Below are 24,645 nucleotides of genomic sequence, written 5' to 3'. Positions count from 1 at the left end.
AGTTACGGCCAATCATCAATAGCTATCAGTTTTTCAGTGCCCTCACATTTAATGGGGTCTTTTTTTACTATCGAGAAAACAGTAGCTAAAGTGCAAACGTTGCCTGAATAGGAAGAGCAAACGTTACAGAGGAGTACATCGAAAATGTAATCTTCTGCTGAAATCTAAAAATACACAAGATTTATAATTTTCCTTTTAGTATTACATAAAATTCCTTTATAATAGATTAAATAAGTAGACGAGCGGTTGTTTCCTTTTTAGGGAGAAAATTTAGTTAATCATTCTTATAAAAAAAATATAAATTTTCAAAAGAATGTTAAACACCCCTTGTAAAAAAAGGAATCAAACACTATAATGTCTACTATACAAAGACAGTTGTTCTCGTAAAAAGAACATCAACGGGAGGAAGCAGATGGAGACAATCTCAATTGGACTACTCGGATTAGGAACTGTTGGATCGGGCGTTGTGAAAATTATCGAAAATCATCAGGATAAAATTATGCATCAGGTTGGCTGTCCGGTGAAAGTAAAAAAAATTCTAGTCAAAAATATCAATAAGGAGAGAGATGTAGAGGTAAAAGACATCCTCCTAACAGTGGAAGCAAATGATATTTTGGATGATCCTGAAATAGATGTGGTAATTGAAGTAATGGGTGGGATAGAAGATACAAGGAACATCTTGCTCAAGGCACTAAAAAATAAAAAGCAAGTAGTCACAGCAAATAAAGATTTAATGGCTGTACATGGAGCAGCGCTTTTGCAGGCAGCTTCCCAGAATAATTGTGACTTATTTTATGAAGCCAGTGTTGCTGGGGGAATTCCTATACTAAGGGGATTAGTTGATGGATTAGCTTCTGATCGAATCATCAAAATGATGGGAATCGTGAACGGTACAACTAATTTTATTCTAACGAAAATGAGTCAACAGCAAAGACCATATAGTGATGTCTTATTAGAAGCACAAAAATTAGGTTTCGCAGAAAGTGATCCAACCTCAGATGTAGAAGGATTGGACGCTGCTAGAAAAATGACGATTTTAGCTACACTAGGCTTTTCCATGAATATAGGATTAGAAGATGTGAAGGTAGAAGGAATTACCAATGTAACAGATGAAGATATTCAGTATGGAAAGCAGCTGGGATACACAATGAAGCTCATTGGTATCGCTCAAAGGCAGGAAGAAAAAGTCGAGGTAAGTGTACAGCCGACCTTTATCGTAGACAGTCACCCATTAGCATCTGTTAATAATGAATATAACGCTGTATATGTTTATGGAGAAGCTGTAGGAGAAACGATGTTTTATGGTCCAGGTGCTGGAAGCTTACCTACTGCAACAGCAGTTGTGTCGGATTTAGTTAATGTCTTAAAAAATATGAGATTGGGTGTAAACGGAAAGGGAGCAATTGCTCCACAATTTAAAAAGAAGTTAAAAGATCCAGATGAAAGATTTTCAAAGTATTTCTTGCGTCTGCAAGTAGAGGATGAGGTTGGTGTATTTGCAGAAATTACCTCCATCTTCTCTCAACATGGAGTCAGTTTTGAGAAGATTCTCCAATTACCAGTGAAGGAAAAAGGGCTGGCGGAAATCGTCCTAGTTACACATCATGCTTCTTTATTAAACTATGAAAATATATTATTAGAATTAAGGGATTTAAGATCTGTCCGAACAGTCAAAAGTTCATACCGAGTTGAGGGAGGTACAAAGTAATGAGATGGAAAGGCCTTTTAGAAGAATATAAAGAATATTTGCCAATAAATGAATCAACACCGATGTTAACATTAAATGAAGGAAATACGCCATTAATTAAGCTAGATAAGTTGTCGGAAGAGTGGGGCGTAGAGCTTTATGTTAAAACAGAAGGAACGAATCCTACTGGGTCTTTTAAAGACAGAGGAATGGTAATGGCTGTTGCAAAGGCTAAAGAAGAAGGTAACTCAACAGTAATCTGTGCTTCTACTGGTAATACATCGGCAGCAGCTGCAGCATATGCTACTCGTGCAGGAATGCGTTGTATCGTAGTTATTCCTGAAGGGAAAATCGCGATGGGTAAACTTGCGCAAGCGGTAATGTATGGTGCAGAAATTATCGCTATTGAAGGGAATTTTGACCAAGCCTTACAAATGGTTCGAAAAATTAGTGAAACAGAGCCGGTTGCACTAGTGAATTCTGTTAATCCATATCGTTTAGAAGGTCAAAAAACGGCAGCCTTTGAAGTGTGTGATCAATTGGGAGGAGCTCCAGACATATTGGCAATCCCAGTTGGAAACGCAGGGAATATTAGTGCATATTGGAAAGGATTTAAAGAATATCATCAAGTAAAGCAAACAGGGCTTCCGAAAATTCATGGCTTCGAGGCAGCAGGAGCGGCCGCGATTGTTCATAACCGTGTTTTTGAAAATCCAGAAACAATTGCTACCGCGATTCGCATTGGTAATCCGGCAAGCTGGAAGTTAGCTGTTCAAGCACAGCAAGAATCAAAGGGGATTATTGATGAAGTAACAGATGAAGAAATAGTAGCTGCTTATCGTACAATAGCAGCTAAAGAAGGTGTGTTTGCTGAGCCAGGTTCCTGTGCATCCATTGCTGGTGTGTATAAGCATATTCAAAGTGGAAAAATTCCAAAAGGAAGTAAAATTGTCGCTATTCTTACAGGAAATGGCTTAAAGGATCCAAATACAGCTATTGATGTTAGTCCAATAAAACCAGTAGTTCTACCAAATGATGAGAAGGCTGTTGCGAACCATATCAAAGGAGTCGTTCATATATGAACGAAGGCGAAATGCTATTTATTAAAGTGCCAGCAAGTACGGCTAACTTAGGCCCAGGCTTTGATAGTATTGGCTTAGCGTTAAATTTATATCTAACATTAGAAGTAGTCCGAAGTGATTGTTGGGAGGTTATTCCGTTAACGGATGAACTAAAGGAATTTCCTCAAGATGAAAGAAATTTCATTGTTAAAACAGCTATCGAGGTTGCAGAATCATTTCAAACTATTCTTTCACCCTGCGAGATTAAAGTTGCTAGTAATATCCCTCTAGCAAGGGGCTTAGGATCGAGCGCATCGGCCATTGTAGCGGGAATTGAACTTGCGGATCAAGTTGGAGACTTACGCTTGACGAAACAAGAAAAGTTTGAAATTGCATCTAAAATGGAAGGACATCCAGATAATGTAGGAGCAAGCCTTTTTGGTGGTTTAGTAATAGGGTGTCAATTAGGGGAAGAAGTAGATGCAGAAACGATCCACTCCATCGATTTGGAAGTGTTGGCGGTTATTCCAGAGGAAGAACTGTTAACAAAATCTTCACGGGGCGTATTGCCGAGTACTCTATCTTTCGGCGAAGCTGTTTCTGCAGGTGCAATATCTAATTTACTAGTTGCAGCCCTGTTGTCAGGTAATCTAGAGCTTGCAGGGAAGATGATGAAGAAGGACAAGTACCATCAGCCTTATAGAAAAGAACTTGTTCCACATTTGCAAATATTGGAGGAGCAAGCCTATGAGCTTGGTGCTTATGGTGTTGCTCTAAGCGGTGCAGGGCCGACTGTGCTATGCTTTGTAAGACCTGGAGAAATGAATGCTTTAATTGAGGGTTTAACCCCGTTATTACCTGAAATGTGCTTTCTGCCATTGGAAATAGACAAGGAAGGCAGTCTTTGTACCGGGGCTATTGTAACAGATGCTTAATAAAATAATGTAAGCAAAAGAAAAGAGGATGCAGCTTACTGCATCCTCTTGCTACTTCTCCATATTGTAAAGATTAAAATACTTGCTCTACTTCATAAATTCCTGGAACTTCTTCTAATAAAGCACGTTCAATACCAGCCTTTAAAGTAATGGTAGAGCTTGGGCAGCTTCCGCATGCGCCAAGTAAGCGCAGTTTAACAATGCCGTCCTCTACATCAACTAATTCACAGTCTCCGCCATCTCTTAAAAGGAATGGACGTAATTTATCGAGTACTTCTTGTACTTGTTCTTTCATTTCTAATTCTTGCATACATATCGACTCCTTTCCTATTATTTATTATAATCACATTAGGATGAAAAATCTATAATCAAGAAACATGAATTGATAAACAAAAAATGGATTTATTTAAAACAATACGATAACAGTAAAAGAAGAAATAGACAGTTAGGGAGGGAATCTTTTGAAAAAAGAGATTGAAGTAAGTATTTATGGGGCAGATCAAATTTGTGCGAGCTGTGTTAATCTGCCATCTTCAAAAGACACGTATGAGTGGCTTCAAGCAGCATTGAGCAGAAAGTTTCCAGAACAAACCTTTCAAATTAATTATTATGATATATTTCAAGCAAATTATGAAGAAGAAAAAAATGAATTTTGTCGGAAGATAATAGAGGAAGACTTATTTTATCCAGTCGTCGTCGTCGAGGGAGAAATAGTTGGAGAAGGAAATCCTAAGTTAAAGATAATTTATGCAGAATTTGAGAAATATGGATATACGAGCATATAGACGAAAGGGAAGGAGAGTCGTTTTTGAAATGTGATAATGAATAGAGTGTATCAATCAAAAACAGCTCTCCTTTATAATCGGCTATTTTGCTTTTTTTATTTTATCCTTCCAAAGGACACCACGCTTTATTAAACGTGGAATTCTTCCAGTTAGTGCGGTTTTGGCGATAAGTCCAAAGCCGTCTTTTTTTCCTAAAGAGCCTAGTACACCTTTTAGCTTGATAGGAGGCATATGATACGGAAGCAATTTACCTTGCCATTTAGAAATGAGAACAAAGGCAATTTGCTCTGCCTGTCCTCGAGCAAGCTGTGCACTAGGAGGATGATTTAAACTAGCACAATCTCCTACAACAAATACATGTTCATTACTTGGAAGGTGATGATATTTGGAGAGAAAAATTCTTCCTTTCTTATCCTTTTCTACGTCTAACGCACGTACAATTTTATTTGGCTGGATTCCTGCAGTCCATACGATACAGTCAAAAGGCATGGGGCTTCCGTGATTATAAACAATATTCTCTTCGATGCGAGTAATTTCACTGTTTTTATAAACGCTAACTTTTTTTGTCTCAAACCATCGTTCAACATAATTTCTTACCTTTTTTGGATAGGCGGATAAAATGGCATTTCCTCGATCAAATAATGCTATTTGTAGCTTTTTGCTTTCTGCTAGCTCGGCAGCTAATTCAACACCACTTAGCCCACCGCCGATAATTGCCACTTTTCCATTATCGGGCAAGCCTTGAAGATGTTTATGTGTATGTTTAGACTTGCTAATTGTTTGAATACTATGTGTGTATTTATCTGCTCCCTCCACTTGATGATAATCGTCTTCACAGCCAAGCCCAATAATTAGATCATTATATGCAATTGGATTTCCATCAGATAACCATACCTTATTTTTTTCCAAATCAATTTTTTCAACTTCTGCTTGTATAATACTGACTTGAGGGTGTTTAGGAAAAGGAATTTGTAGGCTTTGATCTTGAACAGTTCCAGCAGCAATAGCGTAATATTCCGTTTTAAGAAAATGAAAAGGAACTTTATCTATTAATATGACCATTAGATTATATGGTAAATGGGGTATTATGGAGGATAAAAGTTGCATTCCACCATACCCACCGCCTAATATTACTAATTTTTTCATTCTTTCCCCCCTTAACCATTATCGGTATCTATTGTATGAAATAGTTCATTAAAGTCGGAGCTGTCTCCTTATATAGTATATTAAAGGGTTAGGACGGTTTATTCATATTTACAGAAGGAAAATGACTTTTCCCTTTGCAGTTCATCATGTTTGCAGCACTATATTTCAAAAATTTTTTTCTTATTGGATAATTGGACATTCTTTGCTTTAGCTACACGAAAACCTAGTATAATTGTAAGAAAGAGGTGAGCTAAATGTTTAAACCACTAATTGAATTCTGCCTCAGCAACCTTGCATCTGGGGCAATGGAAGCAAAGGAAATTCTTGAGCAGGATGATTCTTTAGATGTAATTGATTATGGCTGCTTAGGTTACTGTGGACATTGCGGGGAGTCATGCTTTGCTTTGGTAGATGGAGAAATAATAAAAGGGGAAGATTCACAAGATCTTGTGAAAAAGGTATATCAGTATTTAGCGGAGCACCCATTTGCATAAAAAATCTATCAGTGAGTGAGTGGTAACAGATTCCACTGATAGATATGATTTCATATGAAGGTTTTTTGGCTGTCACGCATTTCCTGCCAGCTCTCTTTAGCTAGCTTCACAATTTGTGTTTCAACGGTCCTATTCTGCTGTTCGATTACTTTCGAATAAAACTTAGTAGCTTTCTCTAAATTATTTGTACGCTTTGAAAGATCTGCTATTAAATAAATAGTCCTTAGTTCAGATACTTTGGTACCTTGGTAATCACCAATGGAATAGGAAGTTTCATATTCTGATAATGCAAGGTTAATAAAACGGATTTCCTGTTCTGTATTATTTAGCATGCGATAATGCCATGCAATGCGGAGATATAGACCAGCGACGGTAATATGTTTTTCCTTTCGTACAGAAGCACAATAAGCAGCTAATTTATATGTTTTAATACTATCCTCTATACTCCGTTCCTTATCAAATGAATGTGGAATCCAGTGGGAACTAACTTTTTCAATAAGTGCCATCTTGCTTTCTTGTGCAAAATAACGACTGGAGTCATCACTGTAAGAGAAACCACAAGCTGGGCACACATTTATGTAATAAAGGAGTGGATTATGCTCATCATAGATAGGAAAGAAATCTGAATCCATTTTATTCAATTTAACAAATCTTGTACGCAATTTCTTTGTAGTAAACTTAGTTTGGCAAAGTAAACAAGTGCATTGTTTGTCAAATAATGGTTTGATCTTATTCAAGCGTCTCCCTCCTTTATTGATAGGTATAATTTCATGTTGTATATATCCTAATTATACATCTGTTTAAGTATTTTTTCCTATATAAATATTATAAATAGGTACATAGTCCCTGTTTGTGTGTGAAGGAAAGCAAATAAAGGAGAAAAGATATTATTACCAATCTTTTACTCCGTTTCATTCAGTTGAGTAGTTTTAAAGGGAGGTATATAATAGAAAATAATAAAAGGACGAAAGGAGAATGTACAGTGACAGAAGAAATCGTACACATTACAGAAGCCGCTGCTCTTCAAATAAAAGAAATGATGAAGGAAAATGAGGAAGAAAATTCTTATTTAAGAGTAGCAGTAAAAGGTGGAGGCTGCAGTGGATTATCTTATGGAATGGGCTTCTCACCGGAAAAAGAAGAAAATGACCAATTGTTTGAGCAATTTGGTATTCGTGTATTAGTAGATCAAAATGATGGTCCAATCTTAAAGGGTACAAAAATCGATTACAAGCAATCCCTGATGGGTGGAGGCTTCACCATCGACAATCCTAATGCGATTGCCTCATGTGGTTGTGGGTCATCTTTCCGTACAGCGAAAGTGGCTGGGACACCTGAGGAATGCTAATATAAAATAAAAAAACATCACTATATCAGGATTGAAACCCTCAGTTAGAGGGATCATGAATGATTAGTGGTGTTTTTTTAATTTCTAGATAGATAAATAAAAGACTGAGTGTAATCACATTCCTTTTCAGAAAGGGAACGATTATCATCAGTCTTTAAATAATTCTTCTTTTTACTTAAATAATGAAGTACTATGAAGCGGCTGTACTCGTGCCTTTGGATCCATATATGTTTTCGCATTATTGACAGCTGTAGGTGCTTCGCCAAATCCAGTAGCGATCAATTTAACTTTTCCATCATATGTGCAGATGTCACCAGCTGCATAAATCCCTGGAATATTTGTTTCCATTTTGCTGTTAACAACAATAGAGTTCTTTTGAATGTCAAAGCCCCATTCTTTAATTGGACCTAAAGAAGAAACAAATCCGTAGTTTACGATGACTGCATCTACATCAATAATTTCTTTTTCTTGTGTTGTTACATTCTCAAGAATAACTTGTTTAATCTCCTCATCTCCAACTAATTCAGACGGAATATAAGGTGTTTTAATGTTAACTTTTGAATTTTTAAGATTTTCTACACTATGCTCATGTGCACGGAATTTATCACGTCTATGTGCTAAATAAACTGTATCAGCAATAGGCTCTAGCATTAATGCCCAATCTACAGCAGAATCTCCACCGCCAAATACCATTACTTTTTTACCTGCAAATTGATTTAAGTCATTGATGAAGTAATAAAGGTTTTTTCCTTCAAAATCTTTCGCTTGCTCCAATTCTAATTTACGAGGCTGAAATGCTCCATTTCCAGCAGTTATAATAATGGTTTTGGAATAATGGACTTCCTTATCTGTAGTGATTTTGAATACACCATCCCCTTGCTTTTCAACCGTTTGAACAGCTTGTTCCAACACAATGGACTGCTCAAATTTTTTCATTTGCTCTTCTAAATTATCTACTAACTCTTGGGCGCGAATTTTTGGGAAGCCCGCAATATCGTATATATATTTTTCAGGATAGAGCGCTGTCAGCTGGCCGCCAAGTGTAGGGAGACTTTCGATAATCTTAACGGTTGCTTGTCTCATCCCTCCATAGAAAGCAGTGAACATTCCAACTGGCCCACCACCAATAACTGTTATATCATAAATGGTTTGATTTTCTTCCAATTTTCTAAAACCCTCCTACAAAAAGATTCAATCTACAAGCTATCATATCATAATGATTATGATTTCTCACTTTTTTAAACTTAGTTTTTTTAGTAATCTAGGTCCACACTTTTCCTTTTTATTAATAGAAAAATTACTATAATTTGTTTTTATTCCGTTATGCTCTATTCATTTTGATTAGTGGTACAAATATAAAAAAATTTAGTGTTTAAGAGAGTTAAGCACCTAGTTTTTTAGCTTTTTTTGGTATTTTACTAGGAGAAAAGTTCCTCTTTTTAACTATTTATGAATAAATTCTTTGAATATGGGAAATGAATAGTTTTGGGAGGAGTGAAAAATATGAATTTTTATAAAAGGTTTTTTAGAAGAGTAGGAATGGTGCTACTTTTTATGGCAGCTCTACTAACTACATTTCAGTCAATATCAGGTGTTAAGGCAAGTGCGATAAATTTTAGTAATAATAATTATGAACAATCAGAGGCAAGCGAGACGAACGGTCAGTTTGATCATACAATAAAGCAAATTGGGGTAGCATTAAAGAGTTTTAAAAAAGCATTGGTGGAGAAAACACAAATCTCCTCCAGTAAAGAGGTAGCGGGGAAGCCACCATTGTTGGAAAATATGAAAGATTGGTCACAATATCCAACAAGGCGAGTTGTAGCGACTGGTTATACGGCTGGATATGAATCAACTGGGAAGAACCCAGGTCACCCCCAATTTGGGATTACGTATTCAGGTGTAAAAGTAAAAAGAGATTTATATAGTACCATTGCAGCAGATACAAGTGTATTTCCGATTGGGACAATTCTTTTCATCCCTGATTATGGATTTGGAGTAGTTGCTGATACTGGTTCAGCAATTAATGGAAATAAAGTAGATTTATACTATGAAACAGTACAAGATGTCTATAGCCAATGGGGAAAGAAAACACTAGATGTATACATAGTAGAAATGGGTAAAGGTAAATTAACAGAAGAGACATTAAGTGCATTGAATGAAGAAGAATCGATGCAAGTATTCCGTCAACAGTATACGAAAGCAGAAAATAAATAAGCAAAATACATCACACATAAATCCAAAAGGATGTCCTAAAAAGACAGTATTCCAAGCAAATGTACATAACTTGTTTGGAATACTGCCTCTAAGGCATCCTTTTTTATATAAATACTTTTATAAGTAGGAGCTGTTAATAAATAAGCATATGTAATAGCAGCGTTAATAAGATGCCCGTTATTCCTCCGAAAAACACCTCTATAGGTTTATGTCCCAATAATTCTTTTAATTCTTTTCTTTTTTCTTGTTCTGGTTTGTTTTGCCATCCCTTTGCATCATTTAAAAATTTATTAAAATCGTTTACTAAGCGATTTAAAACGATTGCTTGTTCCCCTGCTTGCCTTCTTACACCAGTAGCATCAAACATGGTGATAATGGCAAAAATCGCTGCAACAGCAAAAATCGGTGAATCCAACCCTGTTTGAAGAGCAATAGCAGTTGAAAGGGCAGTTACAGCAGCTGAATGAGAGCTTGGCATGCCTCCAGTACTAGTTAACAGAGACCAATCAATTTTTTTGGTAACAAAAAAAGTAATCGGTACTTTGACAAATTGTGCGAAAAAAATTGCAATTAGGCTCGCAAATAAAGGGAAGTTAGCTAGTAATTCCATAAATAACACCTCATCATTTCTGTTGTAGAATCTGTACTTTTAGTATGTATACCTTATTTAACGCATTACTAATCTTTCATAATAAGGAATATTAATGGAAATAAGGAGGTAGACAGTGGAGCATAGAAAATAAAGAGTGGAATGATTTTTCTCTGTATTTATTTTTTCTGCGCGATTGAGAGAAGAAAATGTATTCCATTTTTTAAATTATTGAGGACAGCATTATCCTTGCTTATAAGGAATGTTTCCACTTATCTTATTATAACATAACCAAATATCGTGCTTTCTACTTAAAATCGAAAAAAATCCGTTAATATTTTAAGGTTGAAAGGAAGAAAAGTAATTAGGTATACGAAATGTTGTATAAATTCGTTATAATAAAGGAAGAAATAGAATGGAGGAATGGAAATATGTTTTCTTATCACAAAGAATGGGATTTTCAAAATAACCATGAAAGTATTATTGTCGGCCTTTTTGACAAATCTATTAAATTAGAAGGAAAGCTTCAGCAATTAGATGAACTTTTTGATGGAGAGTTAACCACTCTAGTAAAAGATGGAGATATTTCAGCAAAGAAAAAATCCATTACTGTTATACATACTTTTGGGAAAATTGGAGCAAAACGAATTATTTTTGTTGGATTAGGAAAAGAAAAAGAGCTTTCTTTTGACGAACTTAAAGAAATATTTGGGGCAACATTTAAACGTATTACAAAAGAAAAATGGGTGGAAACGGCCATTTATTTAGATTCCTTTGTTACGGAAGAAAATGAAGCAGAGGATGTTGCTCATGCATCTAGTGAGGCATTTGGTCTAGCAACCTATGAATTTGTCGGCTATAAGCAAAAGTCAAATGAGCCAGAAAAGAAGATAGAGGAAATAACGGTATATAGCAACGCGGAAGAAGAGGCAGTTTCGGCAGCACTTACAGTAGGGTATGTGTATGGACAGGCGACAAACTCAGCACGTACACTCGTTAATCTACCAGGCAATATGTTAAAAGCTACAGATTTAGCTAATTATGCATTAGAATTAGCAGGAAAATATGGATTTGAAGCAGAAATTTTAGAAAAAGAAGATATGCTAAAGCTTGGTATGGGTGCACTCCTTGCAGTTAACCAAGGTTCAACAGAGCCACCTAAAATGATTGTGCTGAAATACCAGGGAAAAGAAAAGTGGGAAGATGTAATAGGCTTAGTAGGAAAAGGAATCACTTTTGATACAGGCGGCTATTCTATCAAGACAAAAACAGGTATTGTCGGCATGAAAACAGATATGGGTGGAGCAGCAGCTGTCCTTGGTGCAATGGAAGTTATTGGTGAACTAAGACCAGAACAAAATGTTGTTGCAGTAATTCCATCGACTGATAATATGATAAGCGGCCATGCATTTAAACCAGATGATGTTATTACATCGATGAGTGGAAAAACGATAGAAGTATTAAATACAGACGCAGAGGGACGCTTAGTTTTAGCAGATGCGGTAACCTATGCGAAACATCATGGCGCTAATTATCTTGTTGATGTTGCAACGCTCACTGGTGGTGTAATTACGGCACTAGGTATGGAAACAACAGGGGCAATGACGAACAATGAATCTTTATTTGAAAAAGTGTTAGAAGCTTCTTATGAAGCTGGAGAGCAAATGTGGAGACTACCTATATTTGAAAGCCATAAAAAATTGGTACGTAATAGTCCAATAGCTGATTTAAATAATTCACCAGGAGGTGCTGGCCATGCGATTATGGGTGGCGCATTTATTGGCGAATTTGCAGAAGAAACTCCATGGGTACATTTAGATATTGCTGGAACTTCTACACAAAGTAAAGCAACAGATTTAGGCCAGCCAGGTGCAACTGGTGCAATGACAAGAACCCTTGCGCTATTTGTAGAAAGATTTGAAAGTACGAAATAACAATAGCAAAATAAAAATAAGCAGCAAAAGAACCCCGTCCATTTTTAGTGAGGGGGTTCTTGGCTTATAATTAAATGGGAGTACTATGAATTCTAAGCCAATTTTCCATTGGTTCTGGCATATGTGAATGTGCAACGAGACCTGCATGACCTCCTTCAAATAAAACAAAGGATTTATCTTTGCTTGAGACAAGATTCATGATTGGTTCACAGAGGGAACTTGGAACAAGGGGATCATTCTTTGTTGAAAATACGAGAAGATTGGATTCGATTTTTGATAAATTAACTTCTTCTCCATGAATGGTTAATCCACCCTCAATCATTTTATTGTCCCTTACAAAGTCGTTCATAAGTTGCTTAAGTGTTGCTCCGGCAACTGGAATGTGATCCAGTGTCCATTTATTCATCCTTGCCCATTTTTCCGTGTAGTTTTTCTCCCCAGAGCGATTTAGAAGAGCTAAATAATGACTAAAGGACACAGGTGCCACAAGCAGCCTAGTCCCGTATTTTACCGATTCTGGAGGAATAACTCCCATTTTATCAATAAGTTTATCAAAGTGTAATTCCTCTTCGCGAAGTGCTTTTAGCCAATTATCGTAATCTGGAAAAGCAGAAAAATCGATTGGAGAAACGGCAAGGACGAGATTTTTTATATTAGCATTATCTAATGCGGAGAATATAGTAGCAAGTGTACCTCCTAGACAAAAGCCAATGACGGTGAAGGAATCTGAGTCTGCATGTCGCATTGCCCGATTGAATCCTGGTTGAATATACTTTGTTATATAATCATCAATTGTTAGATGGCGATCTTCATATGCTGGTATCCCAAAATCGATTAAATATGCATCATATCCTGCATTATTAAATGCCTCAATTAAACTCATGGAAGGGCCTAAGTCGAGAATATATGGTTTATTGACAATAGAATAAATAAGATAGATAGATTCTTTGAATTTTCTTTTTTTGGAAGGGTAGTACCATAATGTCGCTTTATTTTTTTTCCATATTGCATACCTTTCTGTTTGTCCAACAACTGGGTCATATGATAATGTATGAATAAAATTTGCTAGATTTTTTTTTGCCATAATTATATCGCCTGATTAGGAAAAGTGGAGTGGCTGATTTCATCTTTTTGTAATTCTAATTGTTGTTTTGCTTGTGATAATTCATATTGCAGTGTGGAAATTCTTTGTTCTTGTTCTGTCATTTTATTTGATAACTGTAAGGAATAATCATCGGATGGACTAAAGCTTAATTGCTCTATTAATTGCTTTACTTCTCTCATCATATTAGTCAATTCATACAATTGATCATCAAGATTATCAATTTTCTCTTCTGATTGAATAATTAATTGGGTAGCATTTGCTAAATCTGTTTTGGTAGGAAGATTGATATAATTACTTAATTGTTCTGAGTAGTTTTGAATCTGATCAAGCTTGTTTGTTAATGGGTTTGTTTTTGTACTTGTAAAATCAATGATAGACATTTGATTTAAACTATTTTTGATTCGGTTATTTATCCGATATTGCAGTAGGTTTCCACCTTTTTTTAATAACTCATAAAAGTCGATTGTAACATGAGCCATTTTCTTATCCCTCTTTCTTTTCTTTTTTTGAACATCTACAGAAGCTTTTTACAGTATGGAAGAAAGTCCACCATCAATAGCGATAATTTGTCCAGTGATATAATTAGATGCTTCTCCTGATAAAAGAAGAATGATTCCGTCTAAATCATTTAGTTTACCTAAACGTCCTGCTGGAATTTTTGCACTAATTTGCTTTTTATGATTTTCGAATACTGTCGTTATTTTTGTTGGAAAAAATCCTGGGGCAATCGCATTTACTTGAATATTGTATGGTGCTAATTTAATTGCTAATTCTTTTGTTAACGTAATAAGAGCCCCTTTACTAGTGTTATATGCTATCGCGTCTAATAGCTGTGGTGGTGTCCCGCTAAATGCCGTAACAGAGGAAATATTAATGATTTTGCCGTGGTTTTGTTCTGCCATTTTTTTAGCGACTGCCTGTGAAAATAAAAAAGTCCCTTTAACATTTACATCGAGTACATTGTCCCATTTGTCCTCAGGGTAATCTAAAAAAGGCGCAATCCAAGAAGTGCCACTGTTATTAACTAAGATATCAATTGTTCCGAATTTCTCGATTGTTTTACTAATAACCTGTTCAATATCCTCTTTTTGGGAAACATCGCAAGACAGGGCTAACACATTAATTCCTTTATCCTGTAATTTAGCAGCTGTTTTTGCACATTGCTCTACATTTCTAGAACAAATGACGATATTTGCCCCTGCATTTCCTAATGTGTCTGCCATTTGTTCTCCTAACCCACGACTACCTCCAGTAATGATTGCTGTTTGATTCGTTAAATCAAATAGTGAATTCATTTTATTTACCATTCCTCCTGCTACATCTATTCCATATAGTATAGACAAGCAATGTCCTAAGGGTGAATAAATTGATGGATTTACCTATGCCTAACCTGTATCTCACTTTAAATGTTCGTCTACATGATTTAGTTAAATTAGAGAGAATTCATGTTAGAAGAAATTTAGCTGTTAAAGGCAATAGCCCAGTCCAAAAAGGGGACATTCGCATAGAAAATAGAGTAGAGAGAAAAAAGTATAAAGAGAGTGGAGGTAATTGCGAATGATGCACGGTTATCCATATCGATATCAATATCCGCAACAAGATTCAAGAGTTTGGTTTGCAGCACCATTTGTGGGTGGCTTATTAGGAGGAGTTCTAGGAGGAGCTTTAGTAAGACCTAGACCGTTCTATGGTCCAGTACCATATGGACCTGTTCCGTATGGACCAGTGCCTTATGGACCGTATCCTTATTACTAAAAAGCAAATTTGAAATTTTATACATGTTTGTAAAGACGATTTAGTGTGACCTGGTTTTTGATTCTTTCAGTCTGCACCTATAAGCAGTCTGAAAGAATCCATTAGCAAAAATTTTTTACCGCCATCTTAATTGAACAGATAAAAAGCAGCAATTGGGAGGATTATTTTTGTGATCAAAGTTTAATGTTAAGCCATCTGGATTATAGGAAATTTTAGGTGTTTCCTTCATACCAATAGATTTAAATAATTGTTCCATTGTATCTGTTTTAGATAATTGGGCTGCACTCATTATGTTTTTAGAGAATTCGTAGGAATTAGCTAACTGCTTTATACAGGCTTCGGCATCGGATAAAAGATTTAATGTGTCTTTAGCAGAATCAATAAACTTAGCAGGATTTACTTCAGGAAATTCACGAAAATAGATAGGATAATGAAGATATGGATGGAATGCTGCAGGAGTATACGTATTGCGGTGATAAAAAAGGGCTTGGTACATACTGGACATTCCTTTCGTACAGAATAATCAATCATTTCACTTCTTAAAGCCTATTCTTAATAGAAGTAAAATATGTATCGAGAGAAAAATAAAGACTTGAGATCATTTACAGGTTAAAATAACCGTTCATGATTTCAAGTCTTTATATAGTCTTTTCTTATATTCATGGGAATCATGGTATAATTAAATGCCTGTTCCCTATGGATAAGTCAATCATGGATTAAGCCTTGCTTCCTGTATCTTAGGAAAGCTAATTCCACGCCATACGTCTTACTTAAAAGTTGTGGCGGTGTTCGATTAGGTCAATTGTTCCGAGCACGATGTGGGCTAGTCCAAAACCGAACACTGTATTGGAGATCATCGAATCAATTTTTCGATTTTGCTTCATTACCATTCCGGCTGTTGTAACAGCTGTTCCAAGGACAGTAGGGATTAATCCTTCACGAATATGCGTCATTTTGTGGCACTCCTCTAATGGATTTGGTCCTAAGAAAGGACTTGATTATTATTCGCTATTAGTTCATTGTTTACCCTATCCTAAGCAACAGTTAGTAATGGGAAATGATGGACTCATTTTTCCCTTGCGGCTGCCTCTTTTGCCTGTTTTAAATCATCTCTAATTGTTACATCCGCCATTGGTATTTTACTATTATATGCAGCACGAATAATAAGCTGTCCTGCAACTGGAGAAGTTAAGAAAATAAAAGCAATCGCAAGAATTAAGCGAGAATTAAAAATTTGTTCTGCCTGAAAAAAATAAAGACATACACCAAGAAGGATACACATTACCCCTAGAGTTGCTGATTTGGACGCTGCATGGCTTCTTGTGTAAACATCTGGAAGGCGCAATACTCCAATGCTTGCAACAAGGCTTAACAGGGCTCCAAGGAGAATAAGAACAGCGATAATAATGTTAATGATTGTCTCGGTCATTTTCGATAATTTCTCCTTTCTCTAGATACTTAGAAAAAGCTACTGTCCCGATAAAAGCTAAAATACCTATGAGAAGAATAACTTCCAAAAAGGCTGACGTTTTTAATACTACTGATAAAATAGCAGTAATAGCTACTAGGTTTATTCCGATTGCATCAAGAGCAACCACTCTATCAGGAGTGGTTGGTCCCTTTACAACCCGATAAATAAATAAAATGGTTGAGATAGAGACGATAAATAAGGATATGTTCATGATAGTTTGGAACATTAAATACTCACCTCTTGTATGGCTTTTTCAAAGTTATGTTTGATACTACTAATCGTTGCCTCTTTATCACTAATATCCATGGCATGAATATAGAGAATTTTATTATCCTCTGAAATATCCACTACAAGTGTTCCAGGTGTTAGGGTAATTAGATTACAAAGTACAGTTATTTCCCAATCCTTCGTTAATTCCGTTTCCAATGCAAAAATTCCCGGTGTTACCTTCAGCTTTGGCTGTAGAATAACCTTTAATACTTCAATATTAGAAAGGATTAGCTCTCTCAAGAAGATACCTAAAAGCTTTAAAATGGAGACAACCCGGTATAAATAAAACTTATCTGAGAAAAATCTTCTTGTAATATAGATAAGAATCAAGCCAATTATGAACCCGATTAGAAACGTATCTGGAGCGAAGGAGCCTTTCAGAAACATCCAAATAAAACTGATAAGAAAATTTAATAATAATTGAAATGCCATCGTTATCACTCCTTTAATACAGCATGTATATAGTTTTCAGGCTGAAGCAGATTCTCAGCAGCTAAAGAAATATAGGGTGAAAGCACCTCTGCCCCAATTCCGATAAAGACAGAAAGAAGAACTAGTATACAGCCGGGTAATAAAAGTGTTCTTACAGGCTTTTTCATCACATTATCTGATTCTTCTCCCCAAAACCCTTTTACAAATATTTTAATGACAGAAAGTAATACAAAGAGACTTGATAGAACGACAATAAAGCTTCCAATATAATTACTTGCTTCAAATGCTCCTTGTATAATAAGTAATTTTCCGACAAAGCCACTTAGTGGTGGAATCCCTGCTAGACCTAGTGCTGCAAGGAAAAAGGTCCAAGCTAGGAGAGGATATTTTTTCATTAACCCGCCCATGTACTTTAAATTGCTAGTACCAGTAATATAAATCATGACGCCAATTAATAAGAAGAGAGCTCCTTTTATAATCATGTCATGTAAAAGATAAAAAATGGATCCGGTAAGGGAAACAGCATTAAAGGTGGAGAATCCAAACAAGATTACCCCAATTGCAGTAACGATATTATAGATAATTATTTTTTTTACGTCGTTATAAGCAATAGATCCAATAGCCCCTAAAATTATGGTTATAAGGGAAAGAATGCCTAATAGCGAAAAGACGTAAGAATCTTCGTAAAAGAATAAGGAGTAAGTTCGGACAATGGAATAGACTCCTACCTTTGTTAATAATGCTCCAAATAATGCAAGAATAGGAATTGGCGCTGCATTATAAGAGCCGGGAAGCCAGAAAAATAATGGAAAAATAGCTCCTTTTAATCCGAATACGATTAGAAAAAGGACAGCAATTACTGTTAATATTCCAGCTCCTCCTATTTCGCTAATGCGCTCTGAGATAAAAGCCATATTTAATGTACCCACGACAGAATAAAGGTAGGCAACAGCTATAACAAAGAGTGCAGATGCAACAACATTTACAATTATATATTTTACTGTTTCTCTTAACTGGACTTTTGTGTTTCCAAGAACGAGTAGTACATAGGAAGCCATTAACATTACTTCAAAGAATACAAATAGATTAAAGATATCGCCAGTTGAGAACGCACCAATAACGCCAACTAAAAGAAATTGAATAATGGAGTAATAAAAGTAAGATTCCCTTTCTCTCTCCATTCCTTTAAAGGAATAAATGATGCAACAAAATGCAATAATGTTTGTAGTTAGCACAAGTAGTGCAGATACCATATCTGAAACAATGGTTATTCCAAAAGGAGCATCCCAATTACTCAAATTTACTGTTTGAATTCCAGCATTTTTAATTTGTTCAATCATAGATAATGTAACAATAATGGAAACACTAATGCTTAATAAGGAAAAAATGCGTTGTAAAATGATTTTCTTATAGAAGAAAATCAAAATAATTCCCGTTAATAAAGGAATTAAAATTGGAAATAGAATTAAATTACTCATACTTTTTCCCTCTCAATTTCTCCATATTATCTGTCCCTAATTCTTGATAAGTTCTGTAAGCAAGCACTAATAAGAAAGAAGTAACACCAAAGCTAATAACTATGGCTGTTAATATTAACGCTTGAGGTAAGGGATCAGCATAACTTTCTGCGTGCTGTCCCAATAGAGGGGCAGCACCCTTTTTAAGTCCACCCATTGTTAATAATAATAAATGAACCCCATGACTAAGAAGTCCTGTTCCAATAATAATGCGCAATAGGCTCTTAGAAAGAATTAAATAAGTCGCACACATAAACAAAATTCCGATTATAAATGCCATTAAGAATTCCATTAGTCATCCTCTCCAATCGTTTGAATAATGGTCATTGTAACGCCTACTACTACTAAAAAAACACCGAGATCAAATAACGCAGCAGTATGAAGAGACGTTTCTCCTAATAAAGGCAAATGCGCATGTTTATTAAAAAAATGCGTTAAAAATGGTTTGTTAAATAATACGGCAATCATACCTGTTAAGGTACTTATTAACAGGCCAATTGCAGTAACATAGATAAAATTTATCGGGAAGATTTTCTTCACAAATTTTATATCATAAGTAATAAGTAATAGAACGATTGCTCCACTTGCCATTAATCCACCTATAAATCCTCCACCTGGTGTATAATGCCCAGCAAAAAAGAGATCAACAGAGTATAGGAGTATCAGAAAAACAATGACTTTTGTGATGGTTTGTAAAACTAAATTATTTATTTTCATTTTTCTTTCCCCCCATTCTCAAGGTTATCATGGAATAAATACCAATTGCAGCAATGGAAAGCACCGCTATTTCAAAGAGCGTATCAAATCCCCTGAAATCAACTAAGATTACATTTACCATATTTTCTCCTGCCGCTTTTAAATACGTATTTTCCACATAATATTGAGAAATGGAATCGAATAGTTTTGTGCTATAGGAAGCAATTGCAATAAGCATAATAACGAGTCCTACTAACACAGAAATTACTGCATTGGACAATTTAAAAGGAATACTTTCTTTTTTTCGTGCGTTCCGTGGTAAATGATAAAAACATAGTAAAAATAAGGCGACTGATACTGTTTCAATTACCAATTGTGTCAATGCAAGATCTGGTGCCCGAAATACTACATAGAATAAAGAAACCGTATATCCGACTGCACCTAAAAGAATAATGGAAGTTAACCGTGATTTAGAGAACAAAATAGAAATAGCTGAAACAACAAGAACAAGTGACAAAACTACTTCATAGCCTCCAATTGGCGCAAGTCGAAGCGTATCAATTGTAAATCCATCCTTTGCAAATAAAGTATAGGATAGGATAAGGATAAAAAAGGTGAAGATATAAAATAAATAGGTTCGAAGGGAACCAGTCATATATCTGTTTGTCATCCTACTAAATAGATTTTCTGTTTCCCCAAATAATTTATCATATATCGAATTCCATATAACAGGAATAGATTGATAAATAACAGCCCATTTTCTAACAGTTAAATAAAGGATTGTCCCAAATACAATGACACCAATCGTCATAAATAGTTCTGGTTCGAAACCATGCCAATGATAGATATGAAGATCATATACGCCTCCGCCATAAATGGAAGTTATAGCAGGAGATAGAATGGTATTTGCTAGTAACCCTGGGAACAGTCCGAATACTAGAACAAGAGATACTAATACAATTGGTGAAATTAGCATACCCATTGGTGCTTCATGTGGCTTAGTAGATAATTTTTCCGGTTGATATCTCCCTGTAAAGGTTTTAAAGACTAGAATCATACTATACACGAATGTAAAGATGCTACCGATCCATGCGATAATGGGTAACAGAACTCCCCAAGTATCTAATTGAAACATATTGAATTCACGAATGTTCAACATGCTCGCAAAAAACATCTCCTTGCTTAGAAATCCGTTAAATGGAGGAATTCCAGCCATGGATAACGAGCCAATCAAAGCAATGGCAAATGTGATTGGCATTATTTTCATTAGTCCACCTAAACGACGAATATCTCTTGTCCCGGTTTCATGATCAACAATACCAACCATCATAAACAAACTACCTTTAAATGTGGCATGGTTGACAAGATGGAAGACTGCCGCTGCCGTTGCAACATAATAAACACTATCATTATTATAATGTGCTCCAGCAGCACCAATTCCTAATAAAGACATAATCATACCAAGCTGACTAATTGTTGAATAGGCAAGAAGTCCTTTTAAGTCCACTTGCTTTACAGCAAAGAATGAACCGTACAAAAGGGTGATAATCCCGACAAGTGATACAATCCAAATCCAATAACCAGAAACTGCAAATACAGGGCTTAAGCGTGCTACAAGATATATCCCAGCCTTTACCATCGTAGCGGAGTGCAAGTAGCTGCTGACTGGAGTTGGAGCTTCCATGGCGTCTGGTAGCCAAATGTGGAATGGGAATTGTGCAGATTTTGTAAAAGCACCAAGTAAGATACAAATCATAGCCAATATGAATAACGGATGGGAAATGATAGATTCTTGTTGGACGATAGTAATAATTTCTGAAATGGTAAATGACCCGGTCATAATATAAAGCAGGATTATTCCAGCTAATAAAGAAAGTCCTCCAAATACCGTAATTGCCATTGATTTAATAGCCCCATAACGAGAATTACTTCGATTATTCCAAAAACCGATTAGAAGAAAAGAAGAAATACTTGTAATTTCCCAGAACATATACAGAGCAATTAAATTATCTGATAATACAACTCCAAGCATAGCCCCCATAAATAAGAGAAGATACACGTAGAATTGATTAATCTTTTCTTTGTTTTTATCCAAATAATAGATGGAATAAAGAATGACAAGTGCGCCAATTCCAGATATTAAAAGAGAAAATAGCATTCCAAGACCATCTAATTTTACTGAAAAGTCAATACCTAATGATGGAATCCATGCAATCGATTCTGTTTTTGCCTGTAAATTGGACGTCGCTCCAATATTGCTACAGAAATAAATAAACAGTAGAATGGGCAGTGGTAATATAAACCATCCCGTATGTACTTTTTTCATCAATTTATATGCAATAGGAATCAATAGAGTGTATAAAAATGGTGAAAGTACAACCCAGTGAAGAATAGACAAATTAAACCCTCCTTAAACAAAATCTAAATAAAATGACTTTGAAAATGAATGAACATGATAAAGTATAACGCAAAAAAAACCGCTATGCACATAGGAAACTTGAAAATTATTGGACAATTAACTTTGCTATTAAATAGGAAGAAACAGGTCTAAAACTGCAAAAAAATTTTTTTGTTTTTTTGTGTAAAACACCCACCTTTTTGCTCAAACTAATGGAGAGGTGGTTAAATAGATGAATATAAAACCAAAAATATGTATTTCCATTTGTATATTTTCTTTTTGCCTCTTAGTAGGGATTTTCTTGAATAGCTTTCAAAAAAGAGAATTTTATTCATTAGATGAGCTCTTACTTCTAGAAGATGAAGACTCCCTTTTTCTAGAAGAAACGATGGTTCCCTTTCAACCAAGAGAATATATACGCAAAATAGCAGTAGAATAAAGCTTTAAATAAGAGGGACAGCCTTAATATCAGGGGTGTCCCTCTTTTATGTTTTACATTGCCTAAAAAAATATGTGTAGGAAGAAGATTTTTTAATGGGTCATTCGCGAGGAAATAATTGCTGAGTGAACTGGTATAAAAAGTCTTGAAAAAAACTCCCGAAAAAATACAGAAAATTAAAAAGGTTAAGTGATATTCTGTTATAATAATAAGTAGATAAATATCGGAATCAGCTTAAGGATAAACAAAAAATGGAGATATTCTTCAAAAAGGAAGAACTGCTAAAGACGCACGATTCATGTGAAATATCGATGAAAAAGAAGGTGAAAGAATGGAAAAGCAACAGTATTTATTTATTGACTTTGAATTCACCATGCCAGAGAAAAGTATTAAGTTTAAGGGGTTTTATCCTGAAATTATTGAGGTTGGTATCGTAGCCGTTGTAGATGATTCAATAAGGGAACAGTTTTCTTCTTATGTAGCACCCCGTAAGTTTTCAACACTCTCAAGGAGATGCAAATCTTTTCTACATATTTCACAAGAACAAGTAAATAATGGGATGTCATTCAATGGTTTAATGAAAAAACTGGAGAAAGTTTGCGCAGGATATCAAAATACCATTGTTACATGGGGAAATATGGATATGAAAGTGCTGAAGGATAATTGTCAGAAAGCACACATTCCATTTACGCTTCATTGTAAGGAAGTAGATTTGTCCATGGAATATAAGCGCTTTTTTGGAGATAAAAACCAAACGGGCTTATGGAAAGCAGTTAGGGAGTATGGGAGGGAAGGAACAGGAAAACATCATCGTGCGCTAGATGATGCATTAACCACATACCATATTTTCAAACTTGTGGAACAAGATAAAAAATATATGGGGAAGTCCAATCCACCAACAATAGGAGATTTAATTGACATGTCCAAATTACTTAATAAGTTTGCTTAAAAAAGACGAAGATATCATTCCTCGTCTTTTTTTATTTGAACTTCTATTGTAATGCTTAAGATAACTTATAAAATTCTGCATTAAGTATTTCTAAGTTTTTCAAGCTTAGCGCAGCAAATTCTGAATCGTCTTTTTGAAGCTCTTGACGCATTTTTTCTAAAGCTACTTGCAAGGATTGGTTATAAGCGGGGATTGTTTCCTCCGAATATAGCTTAACCATCTTTTTGGGAGCATTCATTTGTTCCCGATAGGAAAGTGCTTTTCGTTCATGAAAAATCTCTACCATTGCTTCTTTCGGATGATGTAAATCTCCCTGCATTGGATGTTTTAATACAGCAAGTACACGCACTAAATAACTTTGTGGTCGTATATCTGTTATTTCCCCTATATATTTTCCCGTTTTATAAAAGGCGGTCACGATAGAACCGATAGGTAGTTCTGACAAGAAAATCCCTCCATCTGCTATTTCCTTTTATAGTATCATAAATAATCTTTTTTTGATAAACGAGAATAAACTGCATATTAGTGAAGTTTTTTCAAATACTAATACCAAACCGTCTATGGAGGAAGAAAGATGAAAAAACTGTGTTTATTGGCGATTATTCCCCTTTTCCTATCCGGTTGTGCGGCAGGTGAAGTTACAAAAGTAAAAGTAGTCATGTATAATGATGTGGGCGATTCTTTAGGAACAATCGAGCTACAAGAACAATCGGCAGGAGTGAAGTTAGCACTTGATTTAAAAGGCCTAACTCCAGGGATTCATGGTATTCATATTCATGAGACAAATAAATGTGATGCCCCTGATTTTAAATCTGCAGGAAATCATTTTAATCCAGACAATAAAGAGCATGGATTGCTACATCCAGAAGGTGCCCATGCAGGTGATTTACCTAATATTTTGGTGAAAGAAGATGGCACAGTAAAAGCAGAGCTTATGGCGCCACAAGTAACACTTAGAGATGGTAAAACATCATTGTTTTCAAAGGAAGGAACTTCTATTGTTATTACAGAACAACAGGATGATGGAATGACACAACCAGCCGGTGATTCTGGTGAAAGAATTGCATGTGGTGCTATAAAGAAGAAATAGAAAAAAGACGAGGCTGAGACAAAACTAAATAACTAATCTTTAAAGACGAACAATCTCTAATTCAGCTCTTAAATATAGTCAAGTGTAAAACTAAGTCGTTCCATTGCGCTACAGACACTCGATGCGCCGGGGAGGAAGCTGAGCCTCCTCGCTGCGAGGGCACTGAAAAAGTCTGGTTCTCCACATAAAATGAGGTTTTATTTATTTGAAAGCGAATAATAAGTTGGTTTGGAGAGGCGTCCGCTCGACTCCTACGGGAGATGTGAGAAAGTCCGAGACCCTACAGGAGCGTGAGCTGTGAAGCGGCTCGGCGCTCGCCCCAATGAG

Annotated in this window: 31 protein-coding genes; 13 read left to right on the top strand and 18 right to left on the bottom strand. The window is 35.6% G+C overall.

The genetic code is table 11. The features are described from left to right. Positions 1–412 precede the first annotated feature (412 nt). The 3 genes from ADJ83_RS16935 to thrB are packed head-to-tail and all read left to right on the top strand — an operon-like array spanning position 413 to position 3,683. On the top strand, positions 413–1,708 hold the full coding sequence (locus tag ADJ83_RS16935; RefSeq protein WP_048718488.1) for a homoserine dehydrogenase: 1,296 nt from the start codon (positions 413–415) through the stop codon (positions 1,706–1,708). After that, a complete protein-coding gene (thrC, locus tag ADJ83_RS16930) occupies positions 1,708–2,769 on the top strand; it encodes a threonine synthase (RefSeq protein ID WP_048718486.1) in 1,062 nt (353 codons plus the stop codon). Before ADJ83_RS16935 ends, thrC begins: the two co-directional genes overlap by 1 nt. After that, a complete protein-coding gene (gene thrB, locus ADJ83_RS16925; RefSeq protein ID WP_048718484.1) occupies positions 2,766–3,683 on the top strand; it encodes a homoserine kinase in 918 nt (305 codons plus the stop codon). The genes thrC and thrB overlap by 4 nt, the downstream gene beginning before the upstream one ends. A gap of 73 nt (positions 3,684–3,756) precedes the next feature. Here thrB and ADJ83_RS16920 read toward each other — a convergent pair whose 3' ends face one another. Beyond that, positions 3,757–3,993, bottom strand: coding sequence for a NifU family protein (locus tag ADJ83_RS16920; RefSeq protein WP_048718482.1), 237 nt, complete (start codon positions 3,991–3,993; stop codon positions 3,757–3,759). 151 nt (positions 3,994–4,144) lie between these two features. On the opposite strand from ADJ83_RS16920, the gene ADJ83_RS16915 reads away from it, so the two are divergent. Next, positions 4,145–4,468 (top strand): DUF1462 family protein, encoded by a 324-nt coding sequence (locus ADJ83_RS16915; protein ID WP_048718480.1) that lies wholly within the window; start codon positions 4,145–4,147, stop codon positions 4,466–4,468. Between the two features lie 81 nt (positions 4,469–4,549). Here ADJ83_RS16915 and ADJ83_RS16910 read toward each other — a convergent pair whose 3' ends face one another. Further along, entirely contained in the window at positions 4,550–5,614 is a 1,065-nt protein-coding gene (locus ADJ83_RS16910; protein WP_031536913.1) for an NAD(P)/FAD-dependent oxidoreductase, read from the bottom strand. A 254-nt stretch (positions 5,615–5,868) separates the two neighbouring features. Here ADJ83_RS16910 and ADJ83_RS16905 point away from each other — a divergent pair, with 254 nt between their 5' ends. Continuing rightward, positions 5,869–6,108 carry a DUF1450 domain-containing protein gene (locus ADJ83_RS16905; protein WP_031536914.1) on the top strand — a complete coding sequence of 80 codons (240 nt, stop codon included), beginning with the start codon at positions 5,869–5,871 and terminating at the stop codon, positions 6,106–6,108. Positions 6,109–6,158: 50 nt separating this feature from the next. Here ADJ83_RS16905 and ADJ83_RS16900 read toward each other — a convergent pair whose 3' ends face one another. Next, on the bottom strand, positions 6,159–6,845 hold the full coding sequence (locus ADJ83_RS16900; RefSeq protein ID WP_031536915.1) for a DUF2225 domain-containing protein: 687 nt from the start codon (positions 6,843–6,845) through the stop codon (positions 6,159–6,161). A gap of 245 nt (positions 6,846–7,090) precedes the next feature. On the opposite strand from ADJ83_RS16900, the gene ADJ83_RS16895 reads away from it, so the two are divergent. Next, the gene (locus ADJ83_RS16895) at positions 7,091–7,456 is read left to right on the top strand and encodes a HesB/IscA family protein (RefSeq protein WP_031536916.1); all 366 of its coding nucleotides are present in this window, start codon (positions 7,091–7,093) and stop codon (positions 7,454–7,456) included. 171 nt (positions 7,457–7,627) lie between these two features. Here the strand turns inward: ADJ83_RS16895 and ADJ83_RS16890 are convergent, their stop codons facing one another. Beyond that, positions 7,628–8,620, bottom strand: coding sequence for an NAD(P)/FAD-dependent oxidoreductase (locus ADJ83_RS16890; protein ID WP_031536917.1), 993 nt, complete (start codon positions 8,618–8,620; stop codon positions 7,628–7,630). A gap of 339 nt (positions 8,621–8,959) precedes the next feature. Here ADJ83_RS16890 and ADJ83_RS16885 point away from each other — a divergent pair, with 339 nt between their 5' ends. After that, a complete protein-coding gene (locus ADJ83_RS16885) occupies positions 8,960–9,673 on the top strand; it encodes a 3D domain-containing protein (RefSeq protein WP_031536918.1) in 714 nt (237 codons plus the stop codon). 133 nt (positions 9,674–9,806) lie between these two features. Here the strand turns inward: ADJ83_RS16885 and ADJ83_RS16880 are convergent, their stop codons facing one another. After that, entirely contained in the window at positions 9,807–10,283 is a 477-nt protein-coding gene (locus ADJ83_RS16880) for a divergent PAP2 family protein (RefSeq protein WP_031536919.1), read from the bottom strand. Between the two features lie 410 nt (positions 10,284–10,693). On the opposite strand from ADJ83_RS16880, the gene ADJ83_RS16875 reads away from it, so the two are divergent. Beyond that, positions 10,694–12,196: a leucyl aminopeptidase gene (locus tag ADJ83_RS16875; protein ID WP_031536920.1), complete on the top strand. Its 1,503-nt coding sequence runs from the start codon at positions 10,694–10,696 to the stop codon at positions 12,194–12,196. 70 nt (positions 12,197–12,266) lie between these two features. On the opposite strand, the gene ADJ83_RS16870 is transcribed toward ADJ83_RS16875, so the two are convergent. The 3 genes from ADJ83_RS16870 to ADJ83_RS16860 are packed head-to-tail and all read right to left on the bottom strand — an operon-like array spanning position 12,267 to position 14,596. Next, on the bottom strand, positions 12,267–13,280 hold the full coding sequence (locus ADJ83_RS16870; RefSeq protein WP_031536921.1) for an alpha/beta fold hydrolase: 1,014 nt from the start codon (positions 13,278–13,280) through the stop codon (positions 12,267–12,269). Between the two features lie 2 nt (positions 13,281–13,282). Then, a complete protein-coding gene (locus tag ADJ83_RS16865; protein ID WP_031536922.1) occupies positions 13,283–13,780 on the bottom strand; it encodes a hypothetical protein in 498 nt (165 codons plus the stop codon). Positions 13,781–13,828: 48 nt separating this feature from the next. Further along, entirely contained in the window at positions 13,829–14,596 is a 768-nt protein-coding gene (locus ADJ83_RS16860; RefSeq protein WP_231512537.1) for an SDR family oxidoreductase, read from the bottom strand. A gap of 74 nt (positions 14,597–14,670) precedes the next feature. Between ADJ83_RS16860 and ADJ83_RS16855 the strand changes: the two genes are divergently transcribed. Both ADJ83_RS16855 and ADJ83_RS16850 read left to right on the top strand, forming a co-directional pair. Beyond that, entirely contained in the window at positions 14,671–14,862 is a 192-nt protein-coding gene (locus ADJ83_RS16855) for a hypothetical protein (RefSeq protein WP_031536924.1), read from the top strand. Further along, complete coding sequence (locus ADJ83_RS16850; protein ID WP_031536925.1) at positions 14,859–15,056, top strand: hypothetical protein; 198 nt, start codon at positions 14,859–14,861, stop codon at positions 15,054–15,056. Before ADJ83_RS16855 ends, ADJ83_RS16850 begins: the two co-directional genes overlap by 4 nt. Positions 15,057–15,171: 115 nt before the next feature. Here the strand turns inward: ADJ83_RS16850 and ADJ83_RS16845 are convergent, their stop codons facing one another. The 9 genes from ADJ83_RS16845 to ADJ83_RS16805 form a co-directional block, all read right to left on the bottom strand. After that, entirely contained in the window at positions 15,172–15,552 is a 381-nt protein-coding gene (locus ADJ83_RS16845) for a hypothetical protein (protein WP_048718477.1), read from the bottom strand. A gap of 274 nt (positions 15,553–15,826) precedes the next feature. After that, positions 15,827–16,009, bottom strand: a complete 183-nt coding sequence (locus tag ADJ83_RS16840) for a hypothetical protein (RefSeq protein WP_031536927.1) — start codon at positions 16,007–16,009, stop codon at positions 15,827–15,829. Positions 16,010–16,122: 113 nt separating this feature from the next. Further along, positions 16,123–16,485: a monovalent cation/H(+) antiporter subunit G gene (mnhG, locus tag ADJ83_RS16835; RefSeq protein ID WP_031536928.1), complete on the bottom strand. Its 363-nt coding sequence runs from the start codon at positions 16,483–16,485 to the stop codon at positions 16,123–16,125. Next, the gene (locus ADJ83_RS16830; RefSeq protein WP_031536929.1) at positions 16,466–16,753 is read right to left on the bottom strand and encodes a Na(+)/H(+) antiporter subunit F1; all 288 of its coding nucleotides are present in this window, start codon (positions 16,751–16,753) and stop codon (positions 16,466–16,468) included. Before ADJ83_RS16830 ends, mnhG begins: the two co-directional genes overlap by 20 nt. Continuing rightward, the gene (locus ADJ83_RS16825) at positions 16,753–17,229 is read right to left on the bottom strand and encodes a Na+/H+ antiporter subunit E (protein WP_031536930.1); all 477 of its coding nucleotides are present in this window, start codon (positions 17,227–17,229) and stop codon (positions 16,753–16,755) included. Before ADJ83_RS16825 ends, ADJ83_RS16830 begins: the two co-directional genes overlap by 1 nt. A gap of 5 nt (positions 17,230–17,234) precedes the next feature. Next, on the bottom strand, positions 17,235–18,707 hold the full coding sequence (locus ADJ83_RS16820; RefSeq protein ID WP_031536931.1) for a Na+/H+ antiporter subunit D: 1,473 nt from the start codon (positions 18,705–18,707) through the stop codon (positions 17,235–17,237). Beyond that, complete coding sequence (locus tag ADJ83_RS16815) at positions 18,700–19,038, bottom strand: Na(+)/H(+) antiporter subunit C (protein WP_031536932.1); 339 nt, start codon at positions 19,036–19,038, stop codon at positions 18,700–18,702. Before ADJ83_RS16815 ends, ADJ83_RS16820 begins: the two co-directional genes overlap by 8 nt. Then, the gene (locus ADJ83_RS16810) at positions 19,038–19,463 is read right to left on the bottom strand and encodes a Na(+)/H(+) antiporter subunit B (protein ID WP_031536933.1); all 426 of its coding nucleotides are present in this window, start codon (positions 19,461–19,463) and stop codon (positions 19,038–19,040) included. The genes ADJ83_RS16815 and ADJ83_RS16810 overlap by 1 nt, the downstream gene beginning before the upstream one ends. Continuing rightward, positions 19,450–21,840: a Na+/H+ antiporter subunit A gene (locus tag ADJ83_RS16805; protein WP_031536934.1), complete on the bottom strand. Its 2,391-nt coding sequence runs from the start codon at positions 21,838–21,840 to the stop codon at positions 19,450–19,452. Before ADJ83_RS16805 ends, ADJ83_RS16810 begins: the two co-directional genes overlap by 14 nt. 232 nt (positions 21,841–22,072) lie before the next feature. Here ADJ83_RS16805 and ADJ83_RS16800 point away from each other — a divergent pair, with 232 nt between their 5' ends. Together ADJ83_RS16800 and kapD are read left to right on the top strand one after the other, a co-directional pair. After that, the gene (locus tag ADJ83_RS16800; RefSeq protein WP_031536935.1) at positions 22,073–22,279 is read left to right on the top strand and encodes a hypothetical protein; all 207 of its coding nucleotides are present in this window, start codon (positions 22,073–22,075) and stop codon (positions 22,277–22,279) included. 331 nt (positions 22,280–22,610) lie between these two features. Next, on the top strand, positions 22,611–23,228 hold the full coding sequence (gene kapD / locus ADJ83_RS16795; RefSeq protein WP_031536936.1) for a 3'-5' exonuclease KapD: 618 nt from the start codon (positions 22,611–22,613) through the stop codon (positions 23,226–23,228). Between the two features lie 55 nt (positions 23,229–23,283). Here the strand turns inward: kapD and ADJ83_RS16790 are convergent, their stop codons facing one another. Further along, on the bottom strand, positions 23,284–23,673 hold the full coding sequence (locus ADJ83_RS16790; RefSeq protein ID WP_031536937.1) for a kinase-associated lipoprotein B: 390 nt from the start codon (positions 23,671–23,673) through the stop codon (positions 23,284–23,286). A gap of 129 nt (positions 23,674–23,802) precedes the next feature. On the opposite strand from ADJ83_RS16790, the gene ADJ83_RS16785 reads away from it, so the two are divergent. Beyond that, the gene (locus ADJ83_RS16785) at positions 23,803–24,318 is read left to right on the top strand and encodes a superoxide dismutase family protein (protein ID WP_031536939.1); all 516 of its coding nucleotides are present in this window, start codon (positions 23,803–23,805) and stop codon (positions 24,316–24,318) included. Positions 24,319–24,645 lie beyond the last annotated feature (327 nt).

This window comes from Bacillus sp. 522_BSPC, from assembly GCF_001076885.1.
Lineage (GTDB): Bacteria > Bacillota > Bacilli > Bacillales > Cytobacillaceae > Niallia > Niallia hominis.
This window is presented reverse-complemented; position numbering and strand designations above follow the sequence as displayed.

Excerpts from the sequence above, each read along its gene's own strand:
- ADJ83_RS16935 (WP_048718488.1), top strand. The coding sequence starts at position 413 with ATGGAGACAATCTCAATTGGACTACTCGGATTAGGAACTGTTGGATCG.
- thrC (WP_048718486.1), top strand. The coding sequence starts at position 1,708 with ATGAGATGGAAAGGCCTTTTAGAAGAATATAAAGAATATTTGCCAATA.
- thrB (WP_048718484.1), top strand. The coding sequence starts at position 2,766 with ATGAACGAAGGCGAAATGCTATTTATTAAAGTGCCAGCAAGTACGGCT.
- ADJ83_RS16920 (WP_048718482.1), bottom strand. The coding sequence starts at position 3,993 with ATGCAAGAATTAGAAATGAAAGAACAAGTACAAGAAGTACTCGATAAA.
- ADJ83_RS16910 (WP_031536913.1), bottom strand. The coding sequence starts at position 5,614 with ATGAAAAAATTAGTAATATTAGGCGGTGGGTATGGTGGAATGCAACTT.
- ADJ83_RS16905 (WP_031536914.1), top strand. The coding sequence starts at position 5,869 with ATGTTTAAACCACTAATTGAATTCTGCCTCAGCAACCTTGCATCTGGG.
- ADJ83_RS16885 (WP_031536918.1), top strand. The coding sequence starts at position 8,960 with ATGAATTTTTATAAAAGGTTTTTTAGAAGAGTAGGAATGGTGCTACTT.
- ADJ83_RS16880 (WP_031536919.1), bottom strand. The coding sequence starts at position 10,283 with ATGGAATTACTAGCTAACTTCCCTTTATTTGCGAGCCTAATTGCAATT.
- ADJ83_RS16875 (WP_031536920.1), top strand. The coding sequence starts at position 10,694 with ATGTTTTCTTATCACAAAGAATGGGATTTTCAAAATAACCATGAAAGT.
- ADJ83_RS16870 (WP_031536921.1), bottom strand. The coding sequence starts at position 13,280 with ATGGCAAAAAAAAATCTAGCAAATTTTATTCATACATTATCATATGAC.
- ADJ83_RS16865 (WP_031536922.1), bottom strand. The coding sequence starts at position 13,780 with ATGGCTCATGTTACAATCGACTTTTATGAGTTATTAAAAAAAGGTGGA.
- ADJ83_RS16860 (WP_231512537.1), bottom strand. The coding sequence starts at position 14,596 with ATGAATTCACTATTTGATTTAACGAATCAAACAGCAATCATTACTGGA.
- ADJ83_RS16855 (WP_031536924.1), top strand. The coding sequence starts at position 14,671 with ATGGATTTACCTATGCCTAACCTGTATCTCACTTTAAATGTTCGTCTA.
- ADJ83_RS16850 (WP_031536925.1), top strand. The coding sequence starts at position 14,859 with ATGATGCACGGTTATCCATATCGATATCAATATCCGCAACAAGATTCA.
- ADJ83_RS16845 (WP_048718477.1), bottom strand. The coding sequence starts at position 15,552 with ATGTACCAAGCCCTTTTTTATCACCGCAATACGTATACTCCTGCAGCA.
- ADJ83_RS16840 (WP_031536927.1), bottom strand. The coding sequence starts at position 16,009 with ATGACGCATATTCGTGAAGGATTAATCCCTACTGTCCTTGGAACAGCT.
- mnhG (WP_031536928.1), bottom strand. The coding sequence starts at position 16,485 with ATGACCGAGACAATCATTAACATTATTATCGCTGTTCTTATTCTCCTT.
- ADJ83_RS16830 (WP_031536929.1), bottom strand. The coding sequence starts at position 16,753 with ATGTTCCAAACTATCATGAACATATCCTTATTTATCGTCTCTATCTCA.
- ADJ83_RS16825 (WP_031536930.1), bottom strand. The coding sequence starts at position 17,229 with ATGGCATTTCAATTATTATTAAATTTTCTTATCAGTTTTATTTGGATG.
- ADJ83_RS16820 (WP_031536931.1), bottom strand. The coding sequence starts at position 18,707 with ATGAGTAATTTAATTCTATTTCCAATTTTAATTCCTTTATTAACGGGA.
- ADJ83_RS16815 (WP_031536932.1), bottom strand. The coding sequence starts at position 19,038 with ATGGAATTCTTAATGGCATTTATAATCGGAATTTTGTTTATGTGTGCG.
- ADJ83_RS16810 (WP_031536933.1), bottom strand. The coding sequence starts at position 19,463 with ATGAAAATAAATAATTTAGTTTTACAAACCATCACAAAAGTCATTGTT.
- ADJ83_RS16800 (WP_031536935.1), top strand. The coding sequence starts at position 22,073 with ATGAATATAAAACCAAAAATATGTATTTCCATTTGTATATTTTCTTTT.
- kapD (WP_031536936.1), top strand. The coding sequence starts at position 22,611 with ATGGAAAAGCAACAGTATTTATTTATTGACTTTGAATTCACCATGCCA.
- ADJ83_RS16785 (WP_031536939.1), top strand. The coding sequence starts at position 23,803 with ATGAAAAAACTGTGTTTATTGGCGATTATTCCCCTTTTCCTATCCGGT.